7 protein-coding genes are annotated in these 7,234 nt (G+C 62.3%); 5 read left to right on the top strand and 2 right to left on the bottom strand.

The window, feature by feature from the left end; all coding sequences use genetic code 11:
• Window positions 1-240: methyl-accepting chemotaxis protein (locus Q8Q83_RS20185; protein ID WP_371132368.1), on the bottom strand; the 240-nt coding region annotated here is incomplete at its 3' end.
• Window positions 241-1,586: 1,346 nt separating this feature from the next.
• Between Q8Q83_RS20185 and Q8Q83_RS06165 the strand changes: the two genes are divergently transcribed.
• The 5 genes from Q8Q83_RS06165 to Q8Q83_RS06145 all read left to right on the top strand — a co-directional run bounded on the left by Q8Q83_RS06165 (window position 1,587) and on the right by Q8Q83_RS06145 (window position 6,189).
• Window positions 1,587-1,922 carry a ribonuclease E inhibitor RraB gene (locus tag Q8Q83_RS06165; protein ID WP_305622070.1) on the top strand — a complete coding sequence of 112 codons (336 nt, stop codon included), beginning with the start codon at window positions 1,587-1,589 and terminating at the stop codon, window positions 1,920-1,922.
• Window positions 1,923-2,071: 149 nt separating this feature from the next.
• Window positions 2,072-2,779, top strand: coding sequence for a type 1 glutamine amidotransferase (locus Q8Q83_RS06160; protein ID WP_305622069.1), 708 nt, complete (start codon window positions 2,072-2,074; stop codon window positions 2,777-2,779).
• A 253-nt stretch (window positions 2,780-3,032) separates the two neighbouring features.
• Window positions 3,033-4,442, top strand: a complete 1,410-nt coding sequence (locus tag Q8Q83_RS06155; protein ID WP_305622067.1) for a circularly permuted type 2 ATP-grasp protein — start codon at window positions 3,033-3,035, stop codon at window positions 4,440-4,442.
• A 2-nt stretch (window positions 4,443-4,444) separates the two neighbouring features.
• Window positions 4,445-5,395, top strand: a complete 951-nt coding sequence (locus Q8Q83_RS06150; RefSeq protein WP_305622065.1) for an alpha-E domain-containing protein — start codon at window positions 4,445-4,447, stop codon at window positions 5,393-5,395.
• On the top strand, window positions 5,392-6,189 hold the full coding sequence (locus Q8Q83_RS06145; protein WP_305622064.1) for a transglutaminase family protein: 798 nt from the start codon (window positions 5,392-5,394) through the stop codon (window positions 6,187-6,189). Before Q8Q83_RS06150 ends, Q8Q83_RS06145 begins: the two co-directional genes overlap by 4 nt.
• A 255-nt stretch (window positions 6,190-6,444) precedes the next feature.
• On the opposite strand, the gene Q8Q83_RS06140 is transcribed toward Q8Q83_RS06145, so the two are convergent.
• Window positions 6,445-6,867: a cupin domain-containing protein gene (locus tag Q8Q83_RS06140; RefSeq protein ID WP_305622062.1), complete on the bottom strand. Its 423-nt coding sequence runs from the start codon at window positions 6,865-6,867 to the stop codon at window positions 6,445-6,447.
• Window positions 6,868-7,234: the final 367 nt, after the last annotated feature.

The raw sequence follows: 7,234 nt of genomic DNA, 5'->3' as shown, positions 1-7,234 counted from the left end.
CTCATCGGCGACCACGGCAAAGCCGCGGCCATGATCGCCGGCGCGGGCTGCTTCGATGGCGGCGTTTAGCGCCAGCAGGTTGGTCTGCTGGGCGATGGCGCTGATCATCTGCATGGATTCGGCGATGCGCAGGTTGCTCTGCTGGATCTCTTGCATGCTGGCCTGGGCTTCCTGCATGCGTTGCGCGCAGCTATTCACCTGGCCGCTGCTGTGCTGGGTGTCCTGGCTGAGCTGCTGCATATGCCCGGTACTGGCGGCGAGGCTTTCCAACACCTCGTGCAGGGCCAGGTCGAGGTGCTGCATGGCGTCGGCCTGTTGCTGCACGTCGGTGTCGATGCTCTGGCAGCGCTGACGGATGCCGCCCAGGGTCTGCTGCAGTTGTCCGGCCATCTGCAGCAGATCGCCGGCGCTGCTGCGCACTTCATCGACCATGCCGGCCAACTGCTCCTGGTTACGCGCGGCGCTGTCGCCGAAGGCGCGGGACTCGGCCAGCGCCTGCTCGGCGTCGCTCAATGCCTGGTTGCGCAGTTTCGCGCTGTACCACTGCGCCAGCCAGACCGTCAGCACCGGCAGGATATAACCGGAATAGGTGTTCACCGCCGCGTCCCGCGGGCTCAATTCGAACACCGGCAGGCTTGCGCCCGTGCGCTCCAGGCGGATCAGCCAGAACACGAACAGCGCCTGGACCAGGCTCCAGAACAGGGCGCTGCGCGGGCCGGACAGCAGGTAGGCGAACACTATGATCACCGCCGGCCAGTAGATATGCGCCGAGTGCAGCCCGCCGAGTTGGTAGATCAGGATCATCGAGTAGCTGGCCACACAGGCCATCGCCATATTGGCCACCACGGCCAGTGGCAACAGTGCGCTGCGCAGGGTCAACAGCATCAGCGGCATGCCCAGCACCAGCAGCAGCGAGCCGTACATCAGCGCATCGTTACCCAGGCGGCCCCATTTGATGCAGCTGTACAGGCCTATCACCACGCTGCACAGGGCGCTGAAGGCCAGGGTGCGGGCCAGCAGAATGCTGGCCTGGTCAGTCAAATCAGTTGGCAGGAACTGCCCAAGAAAACCCTGTCGCATGCAAAGCTCCAATCGCTGAGTTGCTCACAGTATCGGCGCAAAGTCCCCATAACTTGACCGATGAAAGCGCCAATTTGCCGGAGAAAATGGCAAAAGGCCAGCTGCGCCGACAAACTGTCGCCAGAGTGTTGGCGGGCTCTTGGTCAGGCGTTGGCGATTGCTTTCTGGTTGGGGCCGTCAGTGGCTGGCCATTCAAGCTGCTGTATGGGGCCGGGCCTTGGTGCTGCGCTTTGGGCTAACAAGTATTGCTGGGCAAAAGCCTGTGGATAGGACTAGTCTGCAAAGGACGCGTTCGACTTATCAGTTCTGTATAAGCCTGCGTCGACCAGCCCTGGCTTCAGGTCTGGCTTATGACATTTCAAGCAGCTCCTTGCTTGAATCTCGGGCGGCCCAGCAACTTGTGCCGCGACACCGCTGAGGCTCTGGCGGTTGCAATGGGAAAACGTTTAACAGTTCGTTCTTTTTAGCGTCCTGTGAATTTATCCATCGCCTGAGGAGGTCACTTCATGAGCACAGCCTTGCACGATGATGTCAGTAACGGGGTTTTACGGCGGATGAAGGAGGGCGGCTTCGACTTTGCCAGCTTCCATCCAATCGAGTTCTACGCCATCTTCCCGGACGAGGAACGGGCCCGCATGGCGACCCGCAAGTTTCGTGGTGAATCTTTACACGCTCAGGTGACCGAGCGTGATGACGGTGCGTGGCACTTACAAGTCAGTAAAGTGATGTTTGCGACCTACCACGGCATCGGTGACTTCGAGCATGATCTGGAGTCGGTCGTGGCGCCGCTTGGCGGCAAACTGGACGGTTGGGGCGTAACCCAGGAAGTGAAAGCCCTGTAACCCTGATCGTTTTGACATCGGCCAGCCACTGGCTGGTCGATGTGCTCCTCGCCAGCGCCCATTTGCCCCTCGACCCCAGCCCCCGCTTTACTTCAGACTTGCCGGCTTATCCGTAGCAGAACAGCGGTAAGTCCGGCAGGCGCTTTGCAATGACCGATATCCTGATTTTCACCCACGTCGATTACTGTCCGCCGGCCCACTTGGCTCGGGTGTTGGAGCAGGCTGGCCAGTCGTTTCGCGTAGTGCGCGCCGACCTGGGTGAGCTGGACGGTATCGACCTGGACCGGCCCAAGGCCGTGGCCATCATGGGCGGGCCGATGAGCGTCAATGATCCCTTGCCCTGGCTGGCCACCGAAGTGGCGGCGCTGCAGCATTTTATTCGCCGCGATATTCCGCTGATCGGCCACTGCCTGGGCGGCCAGTTGCTGGCCAAGTCCCTGGGCGCGCCCATCACGCGGATGGGCTATACCGAAAGCGGCTGGCAGCCCCTCACGCGCCTCGACCAGCACGCGCCCAGCCCCTGGTTGGAACATCTGGCGGGGGAGTTCCCGATGTTCCAGTGGCATGGCGACAGTTTCGCCATGCCCGAGGGCGCGCAGCCCTTGCTCAGCAGCCCTTGGTGCAGCAATCAGGCCTTTGCCTGGGGCGACAAGATCCTTGCCTTGCAGGGCCATCCGGAAATGGACGAAGCCTTGGTGCGCAAATGGCTGGATGATTGGCACCATCTGCTCGACGACAGCCAGCCCAGCCAGCAGAGCAGGGCGCTGATGCTCGAGCAGCTGCCGGCCAAGGTGGCCGAACTGAATAAGGTGGCCGAAGGTTTTTATCGACACTGGCTACAACTGGCCGCTCTCTGACCCTTCCCCGTGCCGAGCCGATTGGGTTGGGCCGTGTAGCGGCAAAGCCCGCTGCGATACCTCGGCGGCTTCCAGGAAAGCCATGGCGAGCCGCCTTAAAATGGCGCGCCGCGCGACCGCTGGGTCACGAATGCGCTCAGGCCTGGTGCGGTTTTCCTCTATTTAATATCTAAGTAGCTTAAATATAAGGATATTTTATTGTGGCTCGGGCCTTGCAAAGCTGACTCCATGTCCGGGTGACAAGGAGTACGGCATGGCCCGCAGCTTTTATGACGAGATGTATGGCGCGAGCGGCGCAGTCCGCCCGCATTACCAAACCTTTTCCCGCTGGCTGGCGGACACCCCGGACGAGCTGCTGGCCCAGCGTCGCCGCGAAGCCGACCTGCTGTTCCACCGCGCCGGCATCACCTTCACCCTGTATGGCGATGATCAGGGCACCGAGCGCCTGATCCCCTTCGACATCATCCCGCGCAGCATCCCGACCAGCGAATGGCGCATGGTCGAGCGCGGCTGCATCCAGCGGGTGCAGGCGTTGAATATGTTTCTCGCCGACCTCTACCACGACCAGCGCATCATCAAGGCCGGCATCGTTCCCGCCGAGCAGGTGCTGGCCAATGAGGGTTACCAGATCGCCATGCAGGGCCTCAACCTGCACCGCGACCTCTACGCCCATATCGCCGGGGTCGATCTGGTGCGCGACGGCGATGGCAGCTACTACGTGCTGGAAGACAACCTGCGCACCCCCAGCGGCGTCAGCTATATGCTGGAAGACCGCAAGATGATGATGCGCCTGTTTCCCGAGCTGTTCGCCGCCCAGCGCGTGGCGCCCATCGATCACTACCCGAGTCTGCTGCTCGATACGCTCAAGTCTTCCAGCCCGCTGGATAACCCCAATGTGGTGGTGCTGACCCCGGGCCGTTTCAACAGCGCCTACTTCGAACATGCCTTCCTCGCCCGCGAGATGGGCGTGGAGCTGGTGGAAGGTGCCGACCTGTTCGTGCGCGACGACAGCTTGTTTATGCGCACCACCGCCGGGGCCAAGCAGGTGGATGTGATCTATCGCCGCCTGGACGACGACTTCCTCGACCCGCTGGCCTTCAACCCGGATTCCAGGCTCGGCGTACCGGGGCTGCTGTCCACCTACCGCAGCGGCAATCTGGTGCTGGCCAATGCCATAGGCACCGGAGTGGCCGACGACAAGTCGATCTATCCCTATGTCGGCGAAATGATCCGTTTCTACCTGGACGAGGAACCGATCCTGAAGAACGTGCCGACCTGGCAGTGCCGCAAACCCGCCGATCTGTCCCATGTGCTGGCCAACCTCTCCGAGCTGGTGGTCAAGGAAACCCAGGGCTCCGGCGGTTACGGCATGCTGGTGGGGCCGGCGGCGAGCAAGGCGGAGATCGAGGCCTTCCGCGCGCGCCTCAAGGCCAAGCCAGAAGCCTATATCGCCCAACCGACCCTGTGCCTGTCGACCTGCCCGACCTTTGTCGAAAACGGCATCGCGCCGCGTCATATCGACCTGCGCCCCTTTGTCCTCTCCGGCAAGGAAACCCGCATCGTACCTGGCGGCCTGACCCGGGTGGCGCTGCGTGAAGGCTCGCTGGTGGTCAACTCGTCGCAGGGCGGCGGTACCAAGGACACCTGGGTAGTGGAGGACTAATCATGCTTTCAAGAACTGCCTCTGATCTGTACTGGATGTCGCGCTACCTGGAGCGCGCCGAGAACCTTGCGCGCATGCTTGATGTCAGCTATTCGCTGTCCCTGATGCCCCAGGACGGGCGCGGCGATGGCCTGGAAGAACTGGCGTTGCCGCTGTTGATCACCGGCACCCTGGACGATTACCAGGCGCTGCACGGCCCACTGCATGCCGAGCGTATGCTGCATTTCTTCGCCCTGGATGGGCAGAACCCGGCAAGCATCTACTGCTGCCTGCAGGCCGCGCGCAGCAATGCCCACGCGGTGCGCGGGCGGATCACCGCCGATATGTGGGAGAACATCAACGCCACCTGGCTGGAGATCCACGGCATTGCCGAGCAGGGGCTGAGCCGTTACGGCATCAGCCGTTTCTGCGAGTGGGTCAAGGAGCGTTCGCACCTGTTCCGCGGCGCCACCTTCGGCACCATCATGCGCGGTGATCCCTACCGGTTTATCCGTCTGGGCACCTTTATCGAACGCGCCGACAACACCCTGCGCCTGCTCGATGCGCGCTACGAGATGCTCGGCGAGGACATCGACGAAGTCGACGGCCGCCCGGCGCGCAGCTACTACCAGTGGAGCGCCTTGCTGCGCGCGCTGTCTTCCTTCGAAGCCTTCGCCGAGATCTACCGCGGCTCGCCGGGTACGCGCAAGGTCAGCGAATTGCTCCTGTTGCGCGCCGATGTGCCGCGTTCGCTGCGCGCCTGTATGGACGAACTCAGCTTGATGCTCGCCAGCCTGCCTGGCGACAACGGCCGCCCGGCCCAGCGCCTGGCCGCCGAACTGGAAGCGCGGCTGCGCTACACCAGCATCGGCGAAGTGCTCGATGAGGGCCTGCACGCCTGGCTCACCGACTTCATTCTGCTGGTGCGGCAGCTGGGCCAAGCCATCCACACGTCCTATCTGGAGGTCGCATGAGACTGTCCATCAGCCACGACACCACCTATAGCTATGCAGATCAGGTGCGCAACAGCATCCAGTACCTGCGCCTGACGCCCCATGACAGTGAGCGCCAGCAGGTGCTCAGCTGGCAGTTGAATCTGCCGCGCCCGGTGCGCGCCCAGCTCGACCCCTACGGCAATATCCTGCACGTGCTGACCCTGGATGAGCCCCATGAATCCATCGTTATCGGCGCCCGCGGCCAGGTGGAGATCGACGAGCAGCGCGAAACCGAACATGCAAGCCAATCCGCCTTGCCGTTCCTGCGCTTTACCCGCTTGACCGAGGCGGACGAAGCCCTGCGCGAATTCGCCCGCCTGCAGAGCAACAGCCGGCAGAGCCGCAGCGGGCTGATCGACCTGATGCACGCGCTCAACGCCCATATCAGCTACCAGCCGGGCAGCACCGCGGTGGAGACCAGCGCCGCCGAGGCCTTCGCCGGCGGTAAGGGTGTGTGCCAGGACCATGCCCACGCCTTTCTCGCCTGCGCCCGCAGCCTGGGCATCCCGGCGCGCTATGTGTCGGGTTACCTGTTTACCGACAGCGAGGAGCATCTGGCCAGCCATGCCTGGGCCGAAGCCTGGCTGGACGATGCCTGGTACAGCTTCGATGTGACCAACTGTCTGGTCAAACCGGAGCGGCATCTGAAGCTGGCGGTGGGCCTGGATTATCTGGATGCCTGCCCGGTACGGGGAATGCGGCGGGGTGGCGGCATCGAGCAGATGCATGCGCAGGTGGAAGTTGCGCCGGTGATTCGGGTGCAGCAACAGTAGGGCCGCTAATAGCCCCTCTACCCGCGTGCGGGAGGTAGGGCCGCACCCGCTCCTGGCGGGTTTGCGGCATTCACCACATCCCTGTGGATCGCGACGCAGGACGCTAAAGCCGAGGGGTTGGGGAGAGGGCTGAAATGGCGTACGACGCCAGCCCGGTATAAGTCTGCTTCGTAGGGGGAGTGGCGCAGGTCTGGGGTTGATCAAACCATTGAGCGCCACGTAATCCACCAAGCAGTGACAGGTTGATTGCTGACTCTATTGTTCCATCACCACGTTCCACGGGCCATCCGCCTGGATAAAGAACACCGCGTCTTCCTGGCCTTCGACCTTGGCTGCGTGAGGCGCCTTGTTGGTCAGGGCAAAATAGGCCCCGGGCTCCAGCTTGTAGGCCTTGCCCTCCACGGTAAGCGTGATCGCGCCCGATACCAGGGTGACGTAATGATCCGCGTCGTGATGATGGTTAGGGGTCACCAGGCCGACCGGATACTTCAGGAAAAACCGGCTCGCACCCTTGTCCATATCGCCCGATACCGGGGCGGCTGTTATGCCATTGCCCATGTCCTTCCATTTGAGATCAGCCTTTGCCACTACTACCGTCGAGTCGGCGCTGGCCAGCACCGGTACCCCTGACATCAGCAGCGTTGAAATCAAAATGAACATTGCATGCTTAAACGTCATTTGTTCTCTCCTTGCGTCAATGTTGAGAAACCTTCTCGCGAAGTAACGAGGCAATCGTTCAGGCCTCGGTGAAATGATAGAAGGTCTAGAAGCCCGGGGCGGTTCACTCGTAGGGTGGGTTAGGGGCGCTGAGCCGAGATTGATCAAACGACCGCGGAGCTTGAGGGCCACGTAACCCACCAGGCGGTGGCCGGCTTTAGTTCTGGTTTCGCCCCTTACGGGCGAGTCACTTGTGCGCCCAGCATGGGCGCCATCCTAGAGGTGAAAGTCCTCTCTTGAGCTGGCCACAGCGAATGAAGCGAAGCGCAACTGCATGAGGGCGACCGAGTGTGGGAAGGAAGCGTGGAGCATAAACCGCGAGCCGAGG

Origin of the sequence: Pseudomonas sp., from assembly GCF_030696055.1 — a bacterium.
In the GTDB taxonomy this organism is placed as follows: Bacteria; Pseudomonadota; Gammaproteobacteria; order Pseudomonadales; family Pseudomonadaceae; genus Aquipseudomonas.
Note: the sequence above shows the minus strand (reverse complement) of the source record. Positions and strands in the feature narration are given on the sequence as shown.

Coding starts and splice junctions, on each gene's coding strand:
- Q8Q83_RS06140 (WP_305622062.1), bottom strand. CDS start 6,867: ATGACGTTTAAGCATGCAATGTTCATTTTGATTTCAACGCTGCTGATG.
- Q8Q83_RS06150 (WP_305622065.1), top strand. CDS start 4,445: ATGCTTTCAAGAACTGCCTCTGATCTGTACTGGATGTCGCGCTACCTG.
- Q8Q83_RS06160 (WP_305622069.1), top strand. CDS start 2,072: ATGACCGATATCCTGATTTTCACCCACGTCGATTACTGTCCGCCGGCC.
- Q8Q83_RS06165 (WP_305622070.1), top strand. CDS start 1,587: ATGAGCACAGCCTTGCACGATGATGTCAGTAACGGGGTTTTACGGCGG.
- Q8Q83_RS06145 (WP_305622064.1), top strand. CDS start 5,392: ATGAGACTGTCCATCAGCCACGACACCACCTATAGCTATGCAGATCAG.
- Q8Q83_RS06155 (WP_305622067.1), top strand. CDS start 3,033: ATGGCCCGCAGCTTTTATGACGAGATGTATGGCGCGAGCGGCGCAGTC.